The sequence below is a fragment of the Sporosarcina sp. ACRSM genome, from assembly GCF_022346545.1.
Lineage (GTDB): Bacteria > Bacillota > Bacilli > Bacillales_A > Planococcaceae > Sporosarcina.
In genome coordinates, this window is sequence record NZ_JAKRNU010000011.1 from 25,527 (window position 1) to 49,623 (window position 24,097).

Below are 24,097 nucleotides of genomic sequence, written 5' to 3' on the forward strand. Positions count from 1 at the left end.
CTTAAATTGTTACTATGAAGAGGATTAGGAAAGGAGCAATGCTTTATGTCCACTTTCGAACAACAGATCGCCCACTATGCAGATCTCGCTGTGCAAGTAGGGGTGAATATTCAACCCAATCAATATCTGTACATCAGCGCATCCACGGAAACGGTGGAGTTTGTCCGCCTTGTCACGGAAAAAGCGTATGATGCCGGTGCACGCCAAGTATTTGTAGACTGGATCGATGATGTCGTGACTCGTCTCCGCTATGAAAAAGCACCTTCTGATTCGTTTGCCGAGTTCCCACAATGGAAAGTGATGGAACGCGAACAACTAGCGGAAAAAGGTGCAGCATTTATGAGTATCATTTCTCAAAGTCCTGACTTATTAAAAGGAATCGACCCATCACGTATCGCGGACTTCCAAAAAGCTTCCGGACAAGCACTTGATAAATATCGCCAATATGTACAATCCGATAAAATCAGCTGGACCGTCATTGCCGCTCCATCCGACGCTTGGGCCGCAAAAGTATTTCCCGAACTTCCGGTTGAAGAGCGTGTACCGGCTCTTTGGAACGCCATTTTCCAATCGGTCCGTGCAGATCAGGAAAACCCCGTACAAGAATGGATTGAACACGACAATCGATTGCATGAAAAAGTCGATTATTTAAATCAGAAGCGTTATCGTAAACTCCATTACACGGCGCCTGGTACCGACCTTACGATCGAATTACCGGAAGGGCATTTATGGTGTGGTGCGGGAAGTGTCAACGAAAAAGGGCATGCATTTATGGCAAATATGCCAACCGAAGAAGTATTTACTGTGCCTTTGAAGACAGGGGTCGATGGAGTCGTCTCCAGTACGAAACCGTTAAGCTACGGCGGGAATATCATCGATCACTTCAAGATAACCTTCCAAGGCGGACGTGTTATTGACGTATCTGCCGAACAAGGAGAAGAAGTGTTGCAACAGTTGATCGATACGGATGAGGGGGCAAAATACTTAGGCGAAGTCGCGCTCGTTCCACATACGTCACCGATTTCCCAATCTGGACTACTGTTCTACAATACGCTATTTGACGAAAACGCCTCCAATCATCTTGCTCTCGGGAGTGCTTATGCATTTTGCATCGAAGGCGGGAAAAAGATGTCCCGCGAGGAATTGGAACAACGTGGGCTCAATCAAAGTATTACACATGTCGACTTCATGATCGGTTCTGCCGAAATGGATATTGACGGTATACTAGATGACGGTTCTACAGAGCCGATCTTCCGTAATGGCAACTGGGCATTCTAAGATATGTCACAATTAATAAAAACATTTCAAGTTCCTCTTAAATAATAAGGTTGGATGCTGTATAATAGAGACAGTATCAAACAACCATTGGAGAGAGGGGTCTTAAACATGGGCTTAATGTTTTCGACAGTCATTGGATATACAGTATGCCTTGGTTTGGTAGGCGGATTTATCATGCATTACCTAGCAAAAGCTCTTCCTACTGCCGACTCGGTAAGAATTGATCCAAAACCAGAGAATAAGTTCTAAGAGTTGCCGATTGGCAACTCTTTTCTTTTTCCTTATCTTCCTGTATGATAAGTGGAAAATATTTGATGATAGGAGAGAGTCTATGACAATCTTATCTGAAATTCTTACGTTCAATGAAAACTTTGTAAACGAAAAAGAGTATGAACAGTATGCGACAACAAAATTTCCTAATAAGCGTATCGTCATCGTGACGTGCATGGATACGAGATTGACCGAGTTATTGCCCAAAGCGATGAATCTGAAGAATGGGGACGCTAAAATTATTAAAAGTGCCGGAGCCGTTGTCACGCATCCTTTTGGCGGGATCATGAGAAGTATTCTTATCGCAATTTACGAACTCCAAGCTGACGAGGTCTATATTGTCGGCCACCATGATTGTGGGATGAGTTCCATCGACACGGAGTCGATCATTGGAAAAATGGTGGACCGCGGAATTGATAAGAGCCTGTTTAAAACGCTAAAATATTCCGGTGTCGATATGAGACAGTGGCTTCATGGCTTTAATGATGTCACAAAAAGCGTCAAAGCGAGTGTCGATGCGGTTCAAAATCACCCGTTAATGGATCGAAACGTACCGATTCATGGGCTGGTCGTGCATCCGGATACCGGCAAACTGGATATCATTGTCGATGGCTATGCAAAAGAGGAAATAATGCATTGACATATTTCCCGGGAAATAGACAAAAGAAAAGCGTAGGGCGCCAGACGCTCGAAGTCTAGACAGAAGCCGATTCCCCTTTCAGAGGAACCGGCTTCTTATTTTTGCAGTAAGTTTCCGCCATGCGGCCTTACCCTTTCAATATTCATCCTCCAACATGGTATAGAGATAATGATCTTCCCACACACCATTGATATACAAGAGTTTCCGCAATAATCCTTCTTGCGTATAACCGGCTTTTTCCAGCACTTTTACCGACCCCGTATTGCGCGGTGAGACATAGGCCTCTACCCTATGTAAGGACACTTTTTCGATTGCGAACTTCGTTACAAGGCGAACCACTTCTGTCGCCAGTCCCCTCCCTATTTCCCGTTCATCAATCGAATACCCGATAAATCCACTCGAAAAGGGCAATCTTTTAATGCTGTAAAGTGAAATATGTCCGATTAACCGGCTCGTTGCCGAGTCAAAAACACCGAAATTATATTCCCGCCGGTCCCTCATTTGATAGAGCGATTCTCTGATTTTTTCCCTTTGAACAGCTACCGTGAAATAACTATTGTCATGACGCGGCTCAAAAATAGACCAATACTCTTTATTGGCAGTTAGCATTTCCGTAAAGATCGCTGCATCATCTTCTGTTAAGATGCGTAAATAACATGTTTGTCCTTCAAGCAAAATCAATGTCCATTCACCCTTTTGCGCAATAAATTCTCATAACTTCCCAATTACTATTCCATCATATCCTGCGATGACCAACCAAGTAAAATCTTCCGCATTCGCGTGCCGACTGATCTGCCATGATGGATATTCTCTTTGCCTAAGCAAGGAAATGTCAACGACCCTTCATCGAGCTTGCCATTCCTTTAACACAGTTCCAAATTTTCCGAAAACATATATCCAGTATAGCATGAATATTCTACAGACGAAATAATGCAATTGTGACGGAAACTTCATATTTTCTTTCGCCTTCATCATCTTTCCTCTGTATACTATTCAATAGGAGGATTTGAATATGTTTAGAATGATCGTCATGACCCTTTCTCTCATTGCAGTCGTACTTATGAATGCAGTAGCAAATATACTGCCACTCAACGGTAGAACCACCGGTGAAATCGCTAACCAATTGCCAGTGCTTTTCATCCCTGCTGGATATGTCTTTATCATTTGGGCTGTTATTTACGTATTACTGGCCTGCTGGTTAGTTGGTTTTAATCGAAACCGGGACGATGCCAATCGAGTGGCACTTAATCTTAGAGGGATATTATTCAGCATCAGTTGTCTGTTCAATATCGCTTGGATCCTATTATGGCATTTCCGTTATTTCGATTGGACAATTGTCATTATGATAAGTCTTCTGCTAACACTTCTTGCGCTTTACTTTACGTATCCGAAAAAGGATCAACAATTTTTGGGAAGATTACCAATTGCGGTCTACCTAGGATGGATTTTTGTGGCTACCATTGCGAACATCAGCTATATCCTCACTTTGCATGAATGGTCTGGCTGGGGCTTAAGCGATCCGTTGTGGACGGTCCTTTACTTGACATTCGCGACCGCTATTGCACTCCATTTCCTTTATCATCATGCTGATATCGCCTTGAACCTTGTTTTCATGTGGGCATTTATTGGTATTGCTGTGAAAAATGGAATAAATGAGTTATTTGTTTCAGCCGCCGCCCTTTTCCTAACAGCTGTGATCGGAACCGGTTGCTTCCTCGTAAGAAAAGCGAAAAGCAAGCAGTTATAAAAAAACGCCGTTCCTCCAAGTGGGAGAACGGCGTTTTTTCATTTACGCTCCAACAGACGCGGCGCTGAGGTAAATAATAATGAGGCGATAATGGCTGTTAATATAGTGGCAGGAACCATATAACTTCCGTTATACACAAGTGAATAAATCCATACGGGCTGCCCTTCTGGAGCGTAGGATCCGAAGAATACCATCCCGCCAATAAAATGGATCAAATAACGAAGTGCCCCACCGATCACTGTACCGATAACAATTGCAGTTACCATCGAGCCTTTATGGCCATTTTCCTTACTATAAAACAGCCAACCGAGTGTAACAGCTGCAACACCCACGAGCGTATAGGCAACAAAATAATCAAGAGCCGCTTGGATCGCATTGAATACATAGCCGCCCATCGCCAATTGTAATAGGCCGCTTACAAACCCTGTCAACATTCCACCAACCATCCCCCAGCGAAATGCCATGACGACAATCGGTAGCATCGACAGCGTAATCGATCCTCCCTGCGGCAACGAAAAGCCGATTTTATCAAGCACAAATGATACTGCACCTAAAATCGCCACTTCTAGCAATAGCTGAAGTTTTTGACGATCCATATAACTTCCTCCCTACTGTTTTGGCAGGAATGTGATAGTGGAAAAATACAAGCATTTAAGTATTTCTAAAAAATAAAAAAACGATCTCCCGGATAGAACGGGACATCGATCATGTCTGTTTCCATCCACATCCCTACGCAAGAATGATCTTACAGGTTCGAAGGGTCAGGACATCCCGTCCAATCTCAGCCAACTCGGCACCCCTTGTGGTTCCAATATTCAATTACAGTCTCATTGTATAAGACTGCCTCTATATAATCAAGATGAATAGTAGACGTTCCGTTTCCAATAGCGTCAGTGCCAACTGGAGGGATTATATTGACGAACCATAAACTATTAGCGGCCTTATGTTATTTCAGTGTCTTTTTTGCCCCTTTTTTACTTCCCGGGATTGTGTACTTCATTACCGACGATCGAGAAGTGAAACACCATGCAAAACGTTCGCTCGTGTCTCATCTTGTTCCTGTCATCCTGCTTATCACCGGTTTCATCATTTATACTTTTTCCATGTTATCGATGGCATCCCCGATGGATGAATTGCTTCTGCACAATAACCGATTCAATTTTTGGCAATGGGCACCCGTTCTATTCACGCTCATCTACGGTCTCCTTTTCCTAGTGATCGTCGTTTGGAACATCATTCAAGGTGTCAAACTTGTAAAATGAATGTTTACTCCCGAAACTTATAGGGAAAAAATCAACAAATGCTTGTCATAGGAGAGGAATACAATGAAATTGGGTAAAGTAGTGAAAACAGCCATTAAATTAGCACCTATCGTTTATCCGATCGTTCGGAAAGTGATGGAGGAAAAAAAAGGAAGCAGAAAGGCAGTTTCCCGAAAATGACAAAAAACCTGCAAACGCACTAAAATGTTTGCAGGCTTTTTTTTGCCTTCATTATGATATAGTATGGTATGAAAAAGAATGAACGGAAGAAAGGATTTGTGCATTTATGATTGCAAAAACTGAGCAGGAAATCCAAGCTTTACAAAAGATCGGTAAAATTGTGGCGGAAATTCGGGAAGCTTTGAAAGAGGCGACAGTCCCTGGAATTACAACGAAAGAAATCGATGAACTTGCCGGACGGCTTTTTGAAGAGAAAGATGCCGTTTCCGCTCCTATCGACCAATACGATTTTCCGGGCTATACGTGCATTAGCGTCAACAATGAAGTCGCACACGGTATCCCGGGCTCCCGCGTCATCAAAGACGGCGACCTCGTGAACATCGACGTCTCTGGGTCACATGGCGGTTATTTTGCCGATACAGGCATTTCGTTCGTCGTTGGTACACCAGACCCTAAAAAACAACAATTATGCGATGTTGCGAAAAGCGCATTCGATCGTGCCATGACCAAAGTGAAAGCCGGTTCCAGCTTGAACCAAATCGGAAAAGCGGTCGAACGTGAAGCGAAAAGTCACGGTCTCGCAGTCATTAAAAACTTAACAGGCCACGGAATCGGAACATCTTTACACGAAGAGCCCCAACATATTTTAAATTATTATGATGCTTGGGATAAAACGCTGTTAAAAGAAGGGATGGTCCTTGCTGTTGAGCCGTTCATCTCCGAAAAAGCCGAGCATATCATCGAATCCGGCGACGGTTGGACATTTATCACCCCCGATAATTCCCATGTTGCACAAATTGAACATACGATCATCGTGACAAAAGGCGAGCCGATCATCTTGACGGAAATCTGATCGCACGGTAAGAATCATCTTTCTTGAATGAGTTATTGGCGTTCATCCGGCATTTATTGGCGCATGAACTGGTGTTATTGGCGATTCATGACCTTACACCTTTAAAAAAGACTGCCCTAGAAATCCGATTCACTCGGATTCCAGGACAGTCTTTTTATTTCCGCTTCTGTTTGGCGACCGTTTTTGAGTTCCCTTCCATCAGCTTGCCTTTGTACCACATTTTTTGGACCGGTTTCATGCCCTTTGTCAGCTTGCGGTAATCGCGTTCTTCTGCATAGGACAATAAAGTGAGCACTTCACCGTCATTCCCCGCTCGTCCGGTTCTTCCTGAACGGTGTAAATACTGTTCGATTGTATGAGGCACGTCCACATGAATGACATGCGTCAACCCTTCGATATCGAGTCCACGAGCCGCTAAATCAGTAGCAATCAGAATTCGGGACTCTCCTTTGCGGAAGGCTTCCAACGTCTGTTGACGTTCAAACTTCTTCATATCCGAATAAAGAACGGCTACCGGCGCTTCGTTATACTGTAATTTCATTTCCTTCATGCGAAGCTGATCAACATTGTTGATGAATGCTAATGCACGAATCCCTTCCAAATGTGAAAGACCTCGTAGAAGATCCGTTTTATCCCGTACTTCTGTCTTCACGTAAGAATGGACCACTTTACCGGATTTCGGTAACTCTTCCTGCATCACCTGAATGCGGATTGGATCAATCATTAACCTTTTCGCAACAATTTCGATCTCCTCCGTGATGGTGGCGGAAACAACTGTCACTTGTCTGTCTGGATTCGCTGCTTCTATCAAATTTTTGACGATGACCCGATGCTCGCGTGACAAGAGCTGATCCCCTTCATCCAGTACAACCTGCCGGATATCATGCATTTTCAATTTTTTCGAGTTGACCAGCTCCGCGAGTCTACCGGGAGTCCCGACAACGATCGTCGGCTTCTTTTTCAACCGTTCAATTTGCCGTTGCATATTAGCGCCGCCAATTAGTTGTGTCACCGTGATGGATGTTCCTTCCACCCACTCTCGGATCACATTGACGATTTGCATGGAAAGCTCTTGGGAAGGCGTCATAATGAGCGCTTGCGTCTGCTTTTTATCCCCATCCACCAACTGTAAAATCGGCAATACATAGGCCAATGTCTTCCCGGAACCAGTCGGCGATTCCGCAACGATATCTTTTCCGGCCAACATTTCCGGAATCATCTTCGTTTGGATCGGCATCTCCTGCTCAAATTTCCACTTTTTTCTAAACACATCGTCCATCTTTTCCACAAAGGACATTGTCATCCCCACTTTCACTCAGTTGCCTCTATTTTAGCATAAGCCGCTTCATTACACGTCATTTCAGACTAAACTGAATCAAATTGGATGGGAGTCTGGGCGTGGGAGGAGTGTTTTGAGCGCTTGAGGGACGCTTTGGGCGCGGGGGGAAGTTCTTTGATCACTTGGAAAGCACTTTGAGCGCGAGAGGCAATCTTTGATCACTTGGAGGGCGCTTTGAGCGCGGGGGCAGAACTTTGATCACTTGAATCACTCTTTGAGCGTGAGAAGCAATCTTTGATCACTTGAATCACTCTTTAAGCGCGAGGAGCTATCTTTGATCACTTGAATCACTCTTTGAGCGCGGGGGCAATCTTTAATCACTTGAATCACTCTTTGAGCGCGAGGAGCTATCTTTGATCACTTGAATCACTCTTTGAGCGCGAGAAGCTATCTTTGATCACTTGAATCACTCTTTGAGCGCGAGAAGCTATCTTTGATCACTTGAATCACTCTTTGAGCGCGAGGAGCTATCTTTGATCATTTGAATCACGCTTTGAGCGCGGGGGCAGGTCTTTGATCACTTGAATCACTCTTTGAGCGCGAGGAGCTATCTTTAAGCACTTGGAAAACAATTTAAGCGCGAGAGATTATGAACCCTCCCTCGCGCGCGTAAGATTTAAGGTTTCTTTCTTGCTTTGACGTGTTGTTCGAATGCGTAGGCATAGCCGATTAACTGTGGCTCTGTGAATGCTTTTCCTGAGAACGTGATGCCGAATGGTTCGCCGGCTTTGGAATAGGCAGCAGGCACGGTGACGGAAGGATACCCTGCTGCTGCGCCAAAGCTGCAGCCATGGTCTTGGGGAAACACGAGGGCACTTACGTCATGCTTGTCCAAGGCTTCGCCGAGAGCGAGTGTGCCAGCTAAATAGCGGTTCCGCAATAGCGCTTCGATATAAGCTCGTTCCGTCAAGTTTCCGCTTATCCTGTTCACTCTTTCCAACATGACCTGCCCATATTTCAACGTTTCTTCCGGATGGGCATTGTTAAACGCAATGACGTCTGACAACGTACGGATCGGATTGGTCATCGGCGTTTTCCCTAAATAGGCATTTAACGCTGATTTAAATTCATAGAGCAATACGCTGTAGCCTAGATCATTTTCCATCACACCCAAGTCGATCGGGTCTACGATGATTGCACCAACCTCTTGCAATTGTTCAAGCGCCCTATTAAAAAGTTCGATTCGTTCCGTCGGCGCTTCCTTTTCAAAGATCGATCTGGCGACGCCGAGTCGAACTCCTTTCAAGGCTTGTTTGTCGAGCGTTGCCAGCCAATTGATATCCTCCAGCTCGGATGCCACTTCCGTCACCGGATCGGCGCTGTCATAACCGATCAACATACCAAATGCCAGGGCGGCATCTTCCACGGTACGCGCCATCGGTCCCGGTGTATCTTGTGTATATGAAAGGGGAATGATCCCAGAACGGCTAATCGTCCCGACAGTCGGTTTAATACCGACGATGGAGTTCTGGGCGGATGGATTTAAAATGGAGCCCGTTGTTTCCGTGCCGATCGCAAGCGCAGCCATATTCATCGCAACCGCCACACCCGCGCCGGAGCTTGATCCCCCAACGTCGAACAGTCCATACGGATGATTCACTTGTCCCCCTCTAGAACTCCAGCCATTCGTCATATGTTCAGACATGAAATTCGCCCATTCCGTCATATTCGTTTTCCCCAAAATTACGGCACCCACCGCGCGTAATTTCTTGACGAGAAAAGCATCTTCCTCGGCATAAAAATCCTTTAACGCAAGTGAGCCACAGCTCGTATGCATTTGATCTGCCGTGCCCATATTATCTTTTAATAAAATCGGGATGCCATGTAAAAACGACCGGATGCCTTGTTCACGACGTTCCACATCGAGTGCCTTGGCCATTTGCAAGGCTTGCGGATTCAGTTCCAGTACGGCGTTGACGTTTTGATTGCGTTCGGAAATCGTCGCCAAATACATGGATACTAGTTCTTCCGCGGTCAACTCGCCCGTTTCCATTTTATTTTGCATATCGAGAATGGTTGCTTCGTCTAACCATTCTTCCCGTAATCGCTTCAGTCTTCCATCTAGCATTGCCATCCCCCCGCCATGATTCTCTCTGTTAGTGTACCTCATTTTTCTTCCAATAAGACAAAAAATACCGGTGAAGGGCTTATCCCACACCGGTATTCGTTCCACCTACTCCATCCTTATCGTATAAGCTTTCATGAGAGAATAGAGAGGGAGTTCATAGAGCTGTTTCCCTTCAAGCTTATAGACCCCTTTATTGACAAGTTTCTGAATGATTTTTTCCTTTTTGACTTCCATTGGTGTTTCTTCTTGCTTTTTCATGATGAATGAAGAACCTCCTTGCTGCTGAATCCATGAACTATTTTTCCCGTATTCCATGGTTCCAAACATGTTCTAGCCTATTTGCATCGAAGGTATCATTCTTGGACAAGGAGATTCGGATCATTTGCCGGCCATTTCGAAAAATCCGTAATGATGCCATCCACCCCGTATTGATAGGCCTTCGCAATGAGCAAATGATCTTTTTTGGACCAAACGAGGACTTTCCCATCATACTTATGAACTTGATCCACAAGCCATTTATTTGTATACGAGATGTTGAAATTTATGTAAGTGGCGAAAGATGTCAAATCCTCAATTCTCTTCGTGGATAGTAAAAGGGCACTCGGTTTCATGAGGACCGCAATTTGAACATCCGGAAGAAGAACATGCATCTTCCTCATCGATTCTACATCGAATGATTGGATGATAATATTGCTCAAGTCATCATATTTCTCCAATAACGTAACGACCTGCTCCTCGATTCCTGGATACAGTTTCGGTTTCTTGATTTCAATGATCAGTCCAATTTTCCCGTAAAATTCATCGAGAAATTCGTCCAAAGTAATGATTTTTTCCCCTTCAAAGGCATCACCGAACTTGCGCCCCGCATCTAGTCTTTTCAATTCTTCAAGCGTCATATCCTTGATAAATCCTTTACCGTCCGTTGTCCGATCCACTGTCTCATCATGTATGATGATCAGCACGCCATCTTTAGATAGATGCACATCACATTCCAGAAAATCCGCTCCAAGATCTAACCCTTTCCGAAAAGCGGATCGTGTATTTTCAGGCGCATAACTGGAAGCCCCACGATGTGCGATACTCATAATTCCATTCAGTTCAACTTGTTGCAGCCGTTGTCCATTGAACCCGACAAGCAAGACCAGACAAGTCCCCACTAGTCCAATCCATAGCCAATACCCTTTCGTTCTCCACTCCCCCATTTGTAAAACCCCTCAATTCTTTATGCGAAACTTTTTTCGGTAAGTTTTTCAATAATTATGTGAATAAAATTTCTTACTTCTATAGTATGTCTACCATACTATTGATAGCAAGACAAAATTCCCCTATGCAACACACATAGAGGAATTTTATCTTCATTCAGCGGAAAAAACATCCGCCGAACGAATAATGGAAGGCAGTCTAAGTTCGCGACGTCCTGTCGCAACGACTGCATGACCTACATCCTGTAGGCCCGCGGATGTCGCAGATTTTGAGAGGAGTTAATTGAGCTCTGCTCAATTCAAAATCTGGACGCAATTACGCCGAGGCGTAATTGATTTTTACCATTGATTATTTTTATATTTGCGATAGTAATTGATTTGACGTGCGAATAAATAGAACTTGCGTTTGAAGTGGCGATCTTTTTTGTAGAATAATGGATTGCCGTATTTGCCCGCTCGTAACAATGCTTTCACATCCCGAAGGACTTCAGGATTGTTGACGAATTTCTTCAACACGATTTTTGGAACGACGGTGAATAGGAATTTCTCGTTCAACAAGGTGAGTGGTTTTTGTTCGCCATATACGAGGTCATCCACAAAGTACTTCGCCATATTATGTCCGCAAGATGTAATGTAATAGCTGGATCTGCCTTGACGGATATTCACTTCAAATACTTTGAATTTCCCGTCCCGTTCGTCATATTTCAAATCGAAGTTGGCATAGCCGACATAATTTACCGCTTCAAGGAACCCTTTCAGCTTCATCATCATCTCTTCATTATACCTTGTGATCAGTGCTGTATAATTCCCGATGGCAGTAACGGTATGCTCTTGCAATACAACTTGAGCAAATGTAATGAGTTCTGCTTTTCCATGGCTATTCATATAGAATACGGAATCCCACATATATGTATCGTCACCCGGTATGAAATCTTGAATGATCAATTCTTCTTGATAGCCGCTCGCTTTGATTGTGTCGATGACTTTGTGAATTTCTTCATACGAATCAACTTTATACACTTTTTGCATTCCCGGGAATGGGTTTTTATAATACATGACACCGTTACTCGGCTTGATGATGACCGGGAACATGACTTCTTCCATGAACGGCTGGTCATCCTTGCACGAATAATAATAGGTTGCGGGTGTATCAATGCCATGTTCCGCACATAGCTTATAGAAGTTCGATTTGACTAGCAGATTGTTCATGAGCTCTTCAGAAATATAATTGAAGACGTAATGGCTTTTTAACGCGTCTGCATTTTCAATAATCATCCGGACGTAAAGATCGTTCGTCCCGATTAACAACATCTTTTTCCCAGACTGTGCGTACTTTTCTGCAATCTCTTTTAAAAAGCTGACAAATACTTGCTTGTCCGGTAGATTGGGGTTCAATTCTATTGTTTCGGTGATGCTGCTTAAAGTGGTAAAGGATAATGGTTCTTTTCCGACTAATATTGGTTTGATCCCATACTGTTCGTGGAATGAAATAGCCATATTATAGGCGTTCATATCTGTTCCCACAATGATAGGGATGAATGGATGATTTGTCATTTGGTCCTCCAACTGTTTTTACTACTGCTAAGTGTAGGGTACCGCTTTTTCATTGTCAAGAAAGCGGAGCAATGCCTCCCGGAAGATAGGTGCGATTTCCTAGACTCCTATCTGATCGACAAGCTTTCAAAGGTCTTCTTTATTAGTGAATGAGGTTTTCCTTTTCTCCATACAATGGAGCATAAGTGAAAGGAGCTGTAAAACATGGCCACGAAACCACCTCGTTTACTGCCGGGGGATACGGTCGGAATTGTGACATTGGGCAGTCCTTTGGCGGCAAGCCGAATCAATGAAGGAATCGCCACTTTACGTAATATGGGCTATAACGTTCTTGTTGGTGAACATGTCTATGCGGCGAATGGCTTTCTTGCTGCGACGCCTCAGCAAATGGCATCGGATTTGATGAAGATGTTTCAAAATAAGGAGGTAAAATGGATTTTACCGACAAGAGGAGGTGTCGGCGTTGCCAGTATCCTTCCCTTCCTCGACTTTTCCATTATCGCTGCGAATCCTAAAATCGTTTCCGGTTATAGCGATATCACCATTTTACTGAATACACTTTATGAGTATGCAGATCTGATTACGTTTCAAAGCCTTCTCCTGCTCGATTTCAATGCACAGACGCCACCGTATAACTTCAATCAGTTTTTCACAGCGACTTCCACGGTAACCGCTCCTTGGGAAATCCGAAATCCACCTGGCATGCCGCTTATCAGTTTGGTTCAAGGAAATGTGACAGGCCAGGTAGTCGGTGGCAATCTCACGTCGTTTGTCGGGTCATTAGGCACCTCTTTTGAAATCAATACAGAAGACAAAATCATCGTCTTGGAAGAAACCCACGAACCGATCAATACCGTTTATAGATATTTGAACCACCTCTATTTAGCGAAAAAGTTTGAGGTTTGTAGCGGGATCATCATGGGCGAATGTACAAATTGTGTGGCGGCTTATGGAAAAACGTACGAAGACGTCATCCGAGAATTTCTGGTCCCTTTAGGAAAACCGCTCATGACGAATCTTGCCACCGCACACGGTATCTATAAAGCAACGATTCCGATTGGTGCGACGTTAAATATGAATACGTTCAATCAAACGCTCACTGTAACGGAGACTGTCGTCAGCCCATGATAAGTCGAACAGCGAAGGGTTCGATTTGACGTATTTCTGCGTTTTTGGAGAAGTTAAGGCACGTTCAGTACAAAAACATTTGTTGAATCAACTCAGAAAAGATTCCATGGATATTCGTTGGGCGGTTGTGAGTGGATTTTCACAGGCTCTTTCGTTGTCGGATGCGGAAATGCAAGCGTATGCGCCCATAAGGCGATTTGCTGTCCCGGCTGATTCACATGCTGGCCATATTTTTGATCGCCATAGAGCGGCCATCCGGATGCGGAAAGTTGAACACGGATTTGGTGGGAGCGACCGGTGTGAAGGCGGACGGATAGAAGGCTCAACTGTTCCGAACTGCGTATCACCTCATATTCAAGCACCGCTTTTTTAGCTTGCGCATGATTGGCTGGCACTGTATGCACTTTATTTTTCTTCGTATCTTTGTAGAGATAATGCTCCAATAAACCCTTCTTCTTTTCAGGTGTCCCTCTCACGACTGCCAAATACGTCCTGTCCATTTCCCTTTTGCGCAGGACATCCGATAAGCGGGAAGCGGCTTTGGACGTTTTGGCAAATACCATGACGCCGCCGACGGGCCGATCCAATCGATGAACAAGCCCTAAATAGACGTTTCCAGGCTTCTGATAACGGATTTTTATATCTTCTTTTAAAATCGAAAGCATATCACGATCCCGGCTATCATCTTCTTGCACGGGGATATTGACAGGCTTTTCAACGACTAATAAATGATTATCTTCGAATAATATAGGGATTTTCATATGTAAATGACTCCTTTTGTATTGTAGTATTCTTACGTCTATGAATGACGGGGTGCCCATAGGATGATTGATAACTGTTACAGAAAATCTCCTTCAAAAACTTGAAGGAGAACATTTATTTATCGATCAATGAAAGTCATTTTCTCTTCCACACTTGCCAATAGGCGCTCCATATCTGCATGACCCAAGTAACGTACATAGATGACGCCTTTTCCTTTTACGGCAAAGATTTCTTTTAATTCATCGATTTCACGGATGGTAAGGGCATCGAAGCCTTTGCGGTCCAACACTGTAAAATGTTCATCCCTGTAATCTCGTCTATCATAGTTAAATAACAAGTCATTCATCAGATGCTTCGCCATAAAGGAGAAGCGTACTTTGTATGCCTGTATGTAAATGCTTGGAGAATAGGGACCACTGCCATCTGCCCATTCTTCCTCAGTGACAATTCCCTGTTCCGTGGATTCGTATTGTTGAGGCGCGAAAAAACTGGTTTTCTTTGTGTAATGATTATTCCAGTCAAATTGCCGGTCATCCGCCTGCTCATCGCGTTCCAAATGGGATGTCTGTTCAATAGCTGCAAGCGCTACAAGCGGAAGCTCTGTATGTTTCATTGGCAAATTCACCGTCTCCTGATTCAGCACTTGTATCCAAATCAGCGAGGCTAACGGTACAGTTATCATAGCTGTCAAAGTGATAATCGCTAGATTGATGGTACGTGATTTCCTCCAAGGGACATGATAGTCAATCTCCTTCCCTTCCAACAGCCTTTTTTTCGTTTTACGGATCAGAACCATTGACCGGGTCGTAACTAGGATAAAAATCAGTTGGATGAACAATAGAGTGATTTGCGAAATTGCATCCCCCTCAACGAGTTCTAGCATCGGTGTCTGCTCATTGGACCAGAGCATTGAATAGAATATAATGGATAGCAACAACAACACGGATATGAGGATGACACTTAGCCGCATTTTTTTATAATTACTTCTTAATGTCTCGGCTTGTTCCGAGGGATTCGCATAGAGCTCGGGTGCCTGACATTTAACAGGTGAAGCAAACACATTGAATTCGCCGAAGCGTGTAATATGGTTCCAACCAGCTTCCTTGTACTCTAGCTTTTCCTCCGATGACATATTCTTATTAGATGACGTAGCAATCCTGTATCGTGTGTCTAATGGTTCGCCTTGTTGAAAATATGCAAAAAGCTTGCCGACTTTTTGTAAATGCCAACCATCCTTCGCCATATCGGCAAACCAACTTTCATATTCTCCAATGCGCCAAAAATCATTCAGCAGCATTTTACGTTTTATGTTCGCCATTTGAAGCACCTTCTTTCAATGCTTTCCAATCCTTTATGCTGGAAACTTCCTCTACCATCGTGAGGGAGGTAAAGTAGGTTGTCAATTCTTTTTATATGAATCTCCTATATTCGTAAATATTTCACTTAAAACTCGATGCATGCGAATCTTGACAAAGTGGATAGCATCGCCTAAAGTGAGGGCAATAACGAAGTAATAGAAACAGACTTTTCATTTGTATATTATTCCGATTAAGTAGATTCGAATTGTATTACATAACTTGTTAGAAATGATTCTAATATGAGGTGAGTTGTATGATCGATTTATTTGTCAAAACAGAGGTTCAAAAATCTTGGCTGGAAAAACTACGTGAAAAAGGAGCAGCTTTTCCACAGTCATCCGCAAGAATTGATGAGGACGCCCTTTTTCCAATGGACAATATCCAAACGCTAGTGGATATGGGCTATACAAGTGTGGCGTTGCCAACTGCATATGGTGGGGCAGGTTTACAAGTGTATGAAATGGTCCTTTTTCAAGAGACGCTTGCCCGTTTTGACGCCAACACAGCTCTTTCCATCGGCTGGAATTTCGGCGTCATCGGTGAGCTTTTTGAAAAGAAATTATGGACGGATGAAAACTTGGATTTTTTCGCCAAAGAAGTGTTAAATGGCGCCTTGGTCAACCGCTCCGCTAGCGAGGCACAAACAGGGAGCCCGACACGAGGCGGCCGGCCTGGTACAACTGCGGTGAAAAAGGGAGACTCCTGGGTGCTGACAGGCCGGAAAACCTTCACGACCGCTTCTCCTGCCCTCACTTATTTCCTGACCTCCGCATGGGTCGAGGATCAGCAGAAAATCGGTTTCTTCCTATTGCATAAGGATTTGGATGGGTTATCGATCGATGAAACATGGGACGTCGTTTCAATGCGAGGAACAGCGAGCCATGACCTTGTTCTGGACCAAGTGACAGTGGATGCTTCCAAACTTGTTGAACTTCCTGACAAACCACGTGGTACAGCTTTTAGTGGATGGCTTCTACATATCCCTGCCTGCTATCTCGGAGTTGCCCAAGCCGCGCGGGATTATGCCGTCCATTTTGCCAATACGCATACACCAAACAGCCTGAACGGACCGATTAGCCAATTGCCGAATGTCCAACAATTACTAGGCGAAATCGACTTGGCGCTCATACAGGCGAGGCATCTCATCTATAGTGTTGCAGAAATGTATGACGATGAATCCCGGAGAGCCCAGCTCACCAATGAAGTCGCAGTCGTCAAACATACCGTAACCAACTCCGCCATCACAATTGTCGACAAAGCGATGCGGATCGTCGGCGCCAAAAGTCTCCAACGCGGCAATCCATTGCAAAGATACTACCGCGACGTTCGAGCGGGCTTGCATAATCCCCCAATGGATGACATGACCATCAAAAGGCTGGCCTCCGCTGCAATTGAGGAAGAAAAGTCTAACAGCAAATAAACGACGACAGTCTACTATTGTTTATAGCCGAAAAAAGTGCCATGGATCGGATCCTATGAAAAGGATTCTGAAACATGGCACTTTTTTCGATATGGTTATTTCCGTCTAGACTCCGGGCGCCAGACGTCCTTCGCTTTTGGTTATTTTAAATTCCGATTCAAAAACGCTTTCGTCCGTTCGTGTTGTGGATTGGTCAATACTTCGACTGGATTGCCCGATTCGACGATTTCCCCTTTGTCCATGAAGATGACCCGGTTGGCGACTTCTTGGGCGAAGCCCATTTCATGTGTCACCACGATCATCGTCATATGTTCTTCAGCCAGGTCCTTCATCACGGCTAATACTTCCCCTGTCAATTCAGGGTCCAAGGCGGATGTCGGCTCGTCGAACAAGAGGATTTCCGGGTTCATCATCAGCGCGCGTGCAATCGCTACCCGTTGCTTTTGACCTCCGGAAAGCTTCGATGGATAAACATTCGCTTTATCCGACAGCCCGACTTTTTCCAGCAGCTCTGCACTTCGACGTCGTATCGCATCAGTTGGCTCTCGCTTCGTCATTTTAGGCGCCAATTCCAAGTTTTCTTTGACCGTCAAGTGAGGGAAGAGTTCAAAGTGTTGGAACACCATGCCCATTCTGGATGTCACTTGCTTGATCTCCTGAGGCTTTGGATAGACACCGTCCTTGACGAGATAGTCCCCGGATATCCGGATGCTCCCCCCGTTGATTTCCTCTAGATGGACAAGGCTACGGAGCATCGTACTTTTTCCGGATCCGGATGGACCAATGACCGCCACTACATCGTTTTTTTGAACGTCAAATGTAATTTGTTTCAGCACTTCAAGATCGCCAAATGATTTTTTCAGTTCGGATACTTCAATGATTGCCACGTTCCCCACTCCTTCTTAGTCAAATTTGAATCGCCGTTCAAGCCACTTAAAGAAGAAGGTCATGACAAGCGTGATTAGTAAATAAATGATCCCAGCGAAAAAGAATGGGACAATTGTAAAATCACGGTTGACTGCCGTTTGCGCAAAATGCAACAGCTCCGGAACAGCCACGGCATAGAGTAGCGCCGTATCCTTGACCAATGTCACGGACTCATTCGCGACTGCAGGCAGTGCAATGCGGAACATTTGCGGCAAAACGACCCGTGTCATCGTTTGCCAACGATTTAAGCCAAGCACTTGTGCCGCTTCATATTGTCCTTTATCGATCGCCAACAAGCCACCACGGAAAATTTCTGCGAAATACGCGGCATAATTCAAGATAAAGCCGATACAAGCCGCCACAAATCGGTCTAACACCAGATATTCTCCGACGACAGGAAGTAAAGGCAACCCGAAAACGATAACGAGCAATTGCAATAAGAGCGGTGTGCCGCGCATCAAGTAAATATAAGCGTTGGCCAACCAGGATAACGGTTTGAATTTGCTTCTGACAGCAAGCGTCAGCACAAAACCAAGCGGAATCGATGCAATAATCGCAATGATAAACAGGAGGACTGTTATTTGTGCCCCTTCCAACATCGGTTTAAGTATAGAAATAATATAATCTAAAGACATGAAAGGATTCCTCCAAAAACAAAACAGGGTTTCACAAGTGAAATCCTGTTTTGTCACCTATTTGTTCAGTCTACTTATTTTAACACCTTGTCTTCGCCAAACCATTTTGTAGAAATTTCAGCAGCTGTACCATCTTCGTTCATTTCATCAAGTGCTGCTTGAAGTTTCTCCAGCAATTCTTCATTGCCTTTTTTCACACCAACACCGTATTCTTCAGGTGCCAATGATTCATCCAACACTTTAAAAGTGCCTTCTTCTTTGGACATGTAATAATCGATGACCACTTCATCAATGACAACCGCATCAAGACGACCGGTTTTCAAGTCTGTTAGCGCAAGGACATTATCAGCAAACTCCGTGATCGTTTTAATTTTTGATTCGACTGGATTGGCGCTTAGCGCATCCGCTGCCGAAGAAAGTGCTTGCAGTCCGACTACTTTGCCCTCTAAATCATCAAGACTCGCAATTTCTGAATCAGCCAAAGTGGCAACGACTTGAGCGTTACTTAAGTAAGGCTTCGTGAAAAGTACTTTTTCTTTACGCTCGTCTGTAATCGTATATCCGTTCCAAATCAAATCAATCCGCCCACTGCTCAACTCGGTTTCTTTCGTTTTCCAATCGATTGGTTGGAATTTAGCTGTCATTCCCATCTTTTCAGCGGCTGCACTAGCTAAATCAATGTCAAAACCGACAATTTCGTTGTTTTCGTCCCGGAATCCCATCGGTGCAAATTTATCATCGATCCCGATGACCACTTCTGTTTTGCTATCTGTATTATCAGTAGATGCATTGTTATTTTCTTCATCTGTTGTTGCATTATTATTCTGTTCCCCTGATGTACCGCATCCTACTAGAAGTGCGACTAGCGCAGCCATCATGAGGAAAATCGTTGCGAAACGTTTCATTGTATCCCTATCCCCTTTCAATTCTTCAAAAGCTTTAATACTTTAGCGTGCTAACGCATTAATACTATAGCACGATTATACCAAATTGAAAACCCCTAAATGTCTTTTGGATAGGATTGGCGGACTTGTCTCTTTTTAGAGGATGATTACAGCTTGAATTGACGGACTAGACTATTCAACTCATCCGCTAATTTAGCGAGATTTTCAGCTCCGCCTGCCACTTCTTCCATCGAGCTGCTCGATTGTTGGCTTGTTGCTGCTGTTTCTTCAATGCCTGCCGCCGACTCTTGGGATATCGCGGCAATTTCACCGATTGAATGATTCAATGTCTGACTGTTTGTTGCAAGATCTGCAAGATTGTTGGCAATCCCGTTAATCGTATCTACCATCCCTGTAACCGCCTCATCAATACTATTGAAGGTGGCACTTGTTGTTTGGATATGGCGCGTCCCTTGTTCAACTTCCTTATAGCCATTTTGCAGGGATTCAGTCACGTTGGTTGACTCCACTTGAATATCGGTAACAATTCCTGTGATATCTGTAACCGAGTTCGAAACTTGCTCTGCAAGTTTCCTCACTTCATCTGCCACTACGGCAAAGCCTTTCCCTGCTTCACCGGCTCTTGCCGCTTCAATCGCTGCATTCAATGCCAAAAGATTCGTTTGCGTAGCAATTGCTTCAATCACTGAAACGAGCTTAGAAATTTCTTGCGTCTGCCTATTGAAATTCGCCATCTTTTCGACTGCTTCTTGTACAATTTCATCAATTTTCATCATCTGTTGCGAAGAGGAATCCATTAATTGCCTCCCTTCCGCTGTCATCGTCAGCACAGCTGTTGAAGAACGTTGGATTTGTTCACCTCTTTCACTCGTATCATGGACTTTTGTATCGAACATCCCCATCGTATGGGCTAGTTCACTCGCACTATCCGCTTGTTTTTCTGTTCCAAACGCAATTTCCTCCATAGTCATGGCGATTTGTTCAGAACCCGATTTCACTTCATGTGCAGATTGTGTCAATTCTTCACTTTGTGACATCACACTGGAAGAAGCTTCCGCGACCTTTTCAATCGTGTCATGCAACGTATTTTTCATCGTTTGCATCGCATTGGTCAATTGGCCGACTTCGTCTTTCCGGTCGCTACTTTGGATCGGAATGGATAAGTCACCTTTTGCAAGTTCTCCCATCCCCGTGGCAATCATTTGAATCGGTTTTGCTATTTTTCTACTGAATAGAATGGATACAAGAAGGACAACAACGATTGTTATACTAGCGAGGAGTAAGACGATATGAACAATCTGCTGTTTCGTCTCTTGGATAACCGATAAATCTTGATGAATACCAATTGTTCCGATAATTTCACTGTGAGTCGGATCATACATCGGTAGATAGGATGCTAAACTTTCTTCATTATTACGGGACAACGTTTCCCCGTTCTGAATGGCGGATACAATCGAAGAATTTTCAATCGCTTCGCCGACCTTTGTTTCATCTGAAGATACGACGACCGTTCCATCTTGGTCGTACAAATCGATGGTCACGTTTTGCAGCATATTGCTCAATTCCTTTAAAAAGGTATCATCGACACTTGTCTGCAATGTGCCGATCACTTCATGATTAGAAGTTATCGGAGCGAACGCGCGAACTGAAAGACCACTTGAGCCGAATTCAAAGCCGGAAATCGCATTCCCTTCCAAGGCTGATTGAATTGCATGCAATCCACTTTTATCATCTCCGTGCTGCTGTGGGTTATGACCACGTAGCATAACCACCCCTTCCGCGTTTCCAAATTCAAGCACGCCGATTTGATGTTCCGCTTGGAGACGTGGATAGAGTTGCGCCACTCGTTGCGTTAACGCCTTCCGATTTTCCGACTCAAATACTTCGATCAATTCAGAGTCCGTTGCATACCTTGTGGTAATGGCAAGTAGCTGTTCAGATACTTTATTGAACTGTGTTTGTACGGTATGCTCCATCTCTTCTTGCTGATTCGTCATCAGCTTCGTAAACCCTTGCTCCGTCGCATAATAGATTGTAAGCGCGGTAACCGTCAGTGGAATGATTGTCATCGTCAGAAATAGGGCCAACAGTTTTTTGTTTAAACTGTTCCAATTAAAGATGTTTTTCAATTTAAAAATCCTTTCACATAGTTTATGAGTTTAGTAGAATAGACCCTCTCATCTTACCACGCGAATGCTTCAAGGAAACTTTTCAGATTAGCTTAACAAAAGCGAGATTCGAAACGGTTTAAGAAAAAATGCCAAGCATCCGCACAACAATTTGTTGTGCGGACACTTGGCATGCTTTATTTTTAATCCCCTTTTGTTTGAACCCTATAGCGCTAATGTCTCAGCGTTTTAAAACCTCAGCAACCGCTGCCCCATCCTTCGCTTTCGCTTCAATGCGGCGCTTGTGTAAAATCGGCTCTGTGTAGCCGTTTGGCTGGTCTTTCCCCTTGAAAACCAGGTCACAAGCCGCTGCAAACGCGACCGAATCGTCAAAGTTAGGCGCCATCGGACGATAGTTTGCATCCCCTGCATTTTGTCCGTCAACGACTTTTGCCATACGCTTCATCGTTTCTTCTACTTGCTCTTCTGTACAAATGCCTTGGTGTAACCAGTTTGCAATATGCTGGCTGGAAATCCGCAAGGTCGCTCGATCCTCCATCAGACCAACGTTGTTAATATCCGGCACTTTCGAGCAACCGACACCTTGGTCAATCCAACGCACAACATAACCTAGAATGCCTTGTGCATTATTATCCAGTTCATTTTGAATTTCTTCTGGAGTCCAGTTCGGCGTGTCGGTGATGGGCACTTGCAAAATGGCATCTTGCAGATCCTGCGAACCGGAAATCCCTTTTTGAATGTCACTTACATCTACTTGATGATAATGTAGTGCATGCAAGGTCGCCGCTGTCGGCGACGGTACCCACGCCGTATTTGCCCCCGATTGAGGATGCGCGATTTTTTGTTCCAACATCGCCGACATTTGGTCTGGCATCGCCCACATTCCCTTACCGATCTGCGCATGCCCCGGCAATCCACAATCGATTCCAACCGCTACGTTTGACGTTTCATATGCTTGTAACCAAGGCGTCTTTTTCATATCATTTTTACGGATCATCACGCCTGCTTCCATGGACGTGTGGATTTCGTCACCCGTACGATCTAGAAATCCGGTATTGATGAAACCAATTCTTTCTTTCACTTCGCGAATACAAGCTTTCAAGTTGAGTGATGTGCGACGCTCTTCGTCCATCACACCAATTTTCAAGGTATAACGTTGTAAGCCTAATAGATCTTCCACACGATCAAGCAACTTATTCGCAAAGGCCACTTCTTTCGATCCATGCATTTTCGGTTTAACAATGTAGACAGATCCATGATCGGAATTTTTAAAGCCGTTATCCGTCAGTAAATTATGTTTTGCAATTAACGCTGTAATAACGCCGTCAAGAATCCCTTCCGGAACCTCTTCTCCCGCTTTGTCCAAAACAGCACTGTTTGTCATTAAATGACCGACGTTCCGAACGAACATGAGTGAGCGGCCTGGCAAAGTAATCGTTCCGCCATCTGTAGATGTGTATGTGCGGTCACGGTTCAACGTACGGGTCACCATTTTACCGCCTTTTTCAAAGGTTTCGGATAGATCTCCTTTCATAAGACCTAACCAGTTGCGGTAAACGAGCACTTTATCTTCCGCATCCACCGCAGCAATTGAATCCTCGCAGTCCATAATGGTCGAAAGCGCTGATTCCAAGTACACATCTTTCACACCGGCGCTGTCTGTTTTCCCAATCGGATGTTGGCGGTCGATTTGCACTTCGATATGCATTCCATTATTGACAAACAAGATCGCAGTCGGTTCTTGAGCTTTTCCTTGGTAGCCGACCCATTTTCCTGTGTCTTTTAGTTCTGCCGTTTGCCCGTTATTCAATATTGCGACGAATTGACCGTCAACGATGGCATATTTCTTTACTTCCGTATGGGTTGCTCCATCTAAAGCAATCGCGTCGTCTAAGAATCGTTTCGCGAAGGCGACCACTTTTTCACCGCGCACCGGATTATAGCCTTCCCCGATTTCCGCTCCATTGCCCTCACTGATGGCATCTGTTCCGTAAAGCGCATCGTACAGGCTTCCCCATCTTGCATTGGCGGCGTTCAACGCATAGCGGGCATTATTCACCGGTACGACTAACTGCGGGCCGGCCTGAGAAGCAACTTCTGCATCCACGCCTTCTGTAGACACCTTAAAATCTTCTACTTTCGGTTCAAGATAGCCGATCTCTTTTAAAAACGATTTATATTCATCAAAGTCGAATCTCTCTTTATGTTCTTTATGCCACTGATGAATCGCTTCTTGTAAGCGAGCTCGCTCCGTTAATAGTTGCCGGTTTTCCGGGGTCAGTTCATGGATAATCTCATCGATACCCGCCCAGAATTTCTCTTGTTCCACTTCAGTCTCCGGTAGTGCTTCCATATTAATGAAATCATATAGGCATTGAGCAACTTGAATGTTCCCTATCTTTACATAGTTCGTCATTTCTTCCATCCTCCCAATATAGAA

22 protein-coding genes and 1 riboswitch are annotated in these 24,097 nt (G+C 44.4%); of the genes, 8 read left to right on the plus strand and 14 right to left on the minus strand.

The features are described from left to right. Positions 1-45: 45 nt before the first annotated feature. Both MHZ95_RS16320 and MHZ95_RS16325 read left to right on the plus strand, forming a co-directional pair. Positions 46-1,278 carry an aminopeptidase gene (locus MHZ95_RS16320; RefSeq protein ID WP_239391850.1) on the plus strand — a complete coding sequence of 411 codons (1,233 nt, stop codon included), beginning with the start codon at positions 46-48 and terminating at the stop codon, positions 1,276-1,278. 331 nt (positions 1,279-1,609) lie between these two features. Then, positions 1,610-2,188, plus strand: coding sequence for a beta-class carbonic anhydrase (locus tag MHZ95_RS16325; protein ID WP_239391851.1), 579 nt, complete (start codon positions 1,610-1,612; stop codon positions 2,186-2,188). 135 nt (positions 2,189-2,323) lie between these two features. Here the strand turns inward: MHZ95_RS16325 and MHZ95_RS16330 are convergent, their stop codons facing one another. Beyond that, positions 2,324-2,869 carry a GNAT family N-acetyltransferase gene (locus tag MHZ95_RS16330; RefSeq protein WP_239391852.1) on the minus strand — a complete coding sequence of 182 codons (546 nt, stop codon included), beginning with the start codon at positions 2,867-2,869 and terminating at the stop codon, positions 2,324-2,326. Positions 2,870-3,200: 331 nt separating this feature from the next. Here MHZ95_RS16330 and MHZ95_RS16335 point away from each other — a divergent pair, with 331 nt between their 5' ends. After that, positions 3,201-3,935: a tryptophan-rich sensory protein gene (locus MHZ95_RS16335; protein WP_239391853.1), complete on the plus strand. Its 735-nt coding sequence runs from the start codon at positions 3,201-3,203 to the stop codon at positions 3,933-3,935. Between the two features lie 38 nt (positions 3,936-3,973). On the opposite strand, the gene thiT is transcribed toward MHZ95_RS16335, so the two are convergent. After that, positions 3,974-4,531 (minus strand): energy-coupled thiamine transporter ThiT, encoded by a 558-nt coding sequence (gene thiT, locus MHZ95_RS16340; RefSeq protein WP_239391854.1) that lies wholly within the window; start codon positions 4,529-4,531, stop codon positions 3,974-3,976. A 113-nt stretch (positions 4,532-4,644) separates the two neighbouring features. Beyond that, positions 4,645-4,746, minus strand: a riboswitch (TPP riboswitch). A 103-nt stretch (positions 4,747-4,849) separates the two neighbouring features. On the opposite strand from thiT, the gene MHZ95_RS16345 reads away from it, so the two are divergent. The 3 genes from MHZ95_RS16345 (at position 4,850) to map (ending at position 6,230) form a co-directional block, all read left to right on the plus strand. Next, a complete protein-coding gene (locus MHZ95_RS16345; protein ID WP_239391855.1) occupies positions 4,850-5,197 on the plus strand; it encodes a magnetosome magnetite crystal formation protein family in 348 nt (115 codons plus the stop codon). 63 nt (positions 5,198-5,260) lie between these two features. After that, the gene (locus tag MHZ95_RS16350; protein WP_239391856.1) at positions 5,261-5,377 is read left to right on the plus strand and encodes a hypothetical protein; all 117 of its coding nucleotides are present in this window, start codon (positions 5,261-5,263) and stop codon (positions 5,375-5,377) included. A gap of 106 nt (positions 5,378-5,483) precedes the next feature. Continuing rightward, entirely contained in the window at positions 5,484-6,230 is a 747-nt protein-coding gene (map, locus tag MHZ95_RS16355; protein WP_239391857.1) for a type I methionyl aminopeptidase, read from the plus strand. 154 nt (positions 6,231-6,384) lie between these two features. Here the strand turns inward: map and MHZ95_RS16360 are convergent, their stop codons facing one another. The 5 genes from MHZ95_RS16360 to MHZ95_RS16380 form a co-directional block, all read right to left on the minus strand. Beyond that, the gene (locus MHZ95_RS16360; RefSeq protein WP_239391965.1) at positions 6,385-7,527 is read right to left on the minus strand and encodes a DEAD/DEAH box helicase; all 1,143 of its coding nucleotides are present in this window, start codon (positions 7,525-7,527) and stop codon (positions 6,385-6,387) included. 658 nt (positions 7,528-8,185) lie between these two features. Beyond that, a complete protein-coding gene (locus MHZ95_RS16365) occupies positions 8,186-9,637 on the minus strand; it encodes an amidase family protein (RefSeq protein WP_239391858.1) in 1,452 nt (483 codons plus the stop codon). A 105-nt stretch (positions 9,638-9,742) separates the two neighbouring features. Then, positions 9,743-9,964 carry a Fur-regulated basic protein FbpA gene (locus tag MHZ95_RS16370; RefSeq protein ID WP_239391859.1) on the minus strand — a complete coding sequence of 74 codons (222 nt, stop codon included), beginning with the start codon at positions 9,962-9,964 and terminating at the stop codon, positions 9,743-9,745. A gap of 26 nt (positions 9,965-9,990) precedes the next feature. Next, a complete protein-coding gene (locus MHZ95_RS16375) occupies positions 9,991-10,839 on the minus strand; it encodes a glycerophosphodiester phosphodiesterase (protein ID WP_239391860.1) in 849 nt (282 codons plus the stop codon). Between the two features lie 339 nt (positions 10,840-11,178). Continuing rightward, a complete protein-coding gene (locus tag MHZ95_RS16380; RefSeq protein ID WP_239391861.1) occupies positions 11,179-12,393 on the minus strand; it encodes a carboxylate--amine ligase in 1,215 nt (404 codons plus the stop codon). Between the two features lie 204 nt (positions 12,394-12,597). Here MHZ95_RS16380 and MHZ95_RS16385 point away from each other — a divergent pair, with 204 nt between their 5' ends. Then, positions 12,598-13,521 (plus strand): S66 peptidase family protein, encoded by a 924-nt coding sequence (locus MHZ95_RS16385; protein ID WP_239391862.1) that lies wholly within the window; start codon positions 12,598-12,600, stop codon positions 13,519-13,521. A 92-nt stretch (positions 13,522-13,613) separates the two neighbouring features. Here the strand turns inward: MHZ95_RS16385 and MHZ95_RS16390 are convergent, their stop codons facing one another. Together MHZ95_RS16390 and MHZ95_RS16395 are read right to left on the minus strand one after the other, a co-directional pair. Further along, complete coding sequence (locus MHZ95_RS16390; protein ID WP_239391863.1) at positions 13,614-14,282, minus strand: RluA family pseudouridine synthase; 669 nt, start codon at positions 14,280-14,282, stop codon at positions 13,614-13,616. Positions 14,283-14,401: 119 nt separating this feature from the next. Then, a complete protein-coding gene (locus tag MHZ95_RS16395) occupies positions 14,402-15,601 on the minus strand; it encodes a DUF2812 domain-containing protein (RefSeq protein ID WP_239391864.1) in 1,200 nt (399 codons plus the stop codon). A gap of 293 nt (positions 15,602-15,894) precedes the next feature. On the opposite strand from MHZ95_RS16395, the gene MHZ95_RS16400 reads away from it, so the two are divergent. Next, positions 15,895-17,061 carry an acyl-CoA dehydrogenase family protein gene (locus MHZ95_RS16400; protein ID WP_239391865.1) on the plus strand — a complete coding sequence of 389 codons (1,167 nt, stop codon included), beginning with the start codon at positions 15,895-15,897 and terminating at the stop codon, positions 17,059-17,061. A gap of 140 nt (positions 17,062-17,201) precedes the next feature. Here the strand turns inward: MHZ95_RS16400 and MHZ95_RS16405 are convergent, their stop codons facing one another. From MHZ95_RS16405 to MHZ95_RS16425, 5 genes are all read right to left on the minus strand, one after another. Beyond that, complete coding sequence (locus tag MHZ95_RS16405; RefSeq protein WP_370643091.1) at positions 17,202-17,948, minus strand: amino acid ABC transporter ATP-binding protein; 747 nt, start codon at positions 17,946-17,948, stop codon at positions 17,202-17,204. Between the two features lie 15 nt (positions 17,949-17,963). Then, positions 17,964-18,623, minus strand: coding sequence for an amino acid ABC transporter permease (locus tag MHZ95_RS16410; RefSeq protein WP_239391866.1), 660 nt, complete (start codon positions 18,621-18,623; stop codon positions 17,964-17,966). Between the two features lie 74 nt (positions 18,624-18,697). Further along, on the minus strand, positions 18,698-19,528 hold the full coding sequence (locus MHZ95_RS16415) for an amino acid ABC transporter substrate-binding protein (RefSeq protein ID WP_239391867.1): 831 nt from the start codon (positions 19,526-19,528) through the stop codon (positions 18,698-18,700). Between the two features lie 146 nt (positions 19,529-19,674). Further along, entirely contained in the window at positions 19,675-21,657 is a 1,983-nt protein-coding gene (locus MHZ95_RS16420) for a methyl-accepting chemotaxis protein (RefSeq protein WP_239391868.1), read from the minus strand. A gap of 220 nt (positions 21,658-21,877) precedes the next feature. Continuing rightward, positions 21,878-24,073 carry a malate synthase G gene (locus MHZ95_RS16425; protein ID WP_239391869.1) on the minus strand — a complete coding sequence of 732 codons (2,196 nt, stop codon included), beginning with the start codon at positions 24,071-24,073 and terminating at the stop codon, positions 21,878-21,880. Between the last annotated feature and the right edge of the window lie 24 nt (positions 24,074-24,097).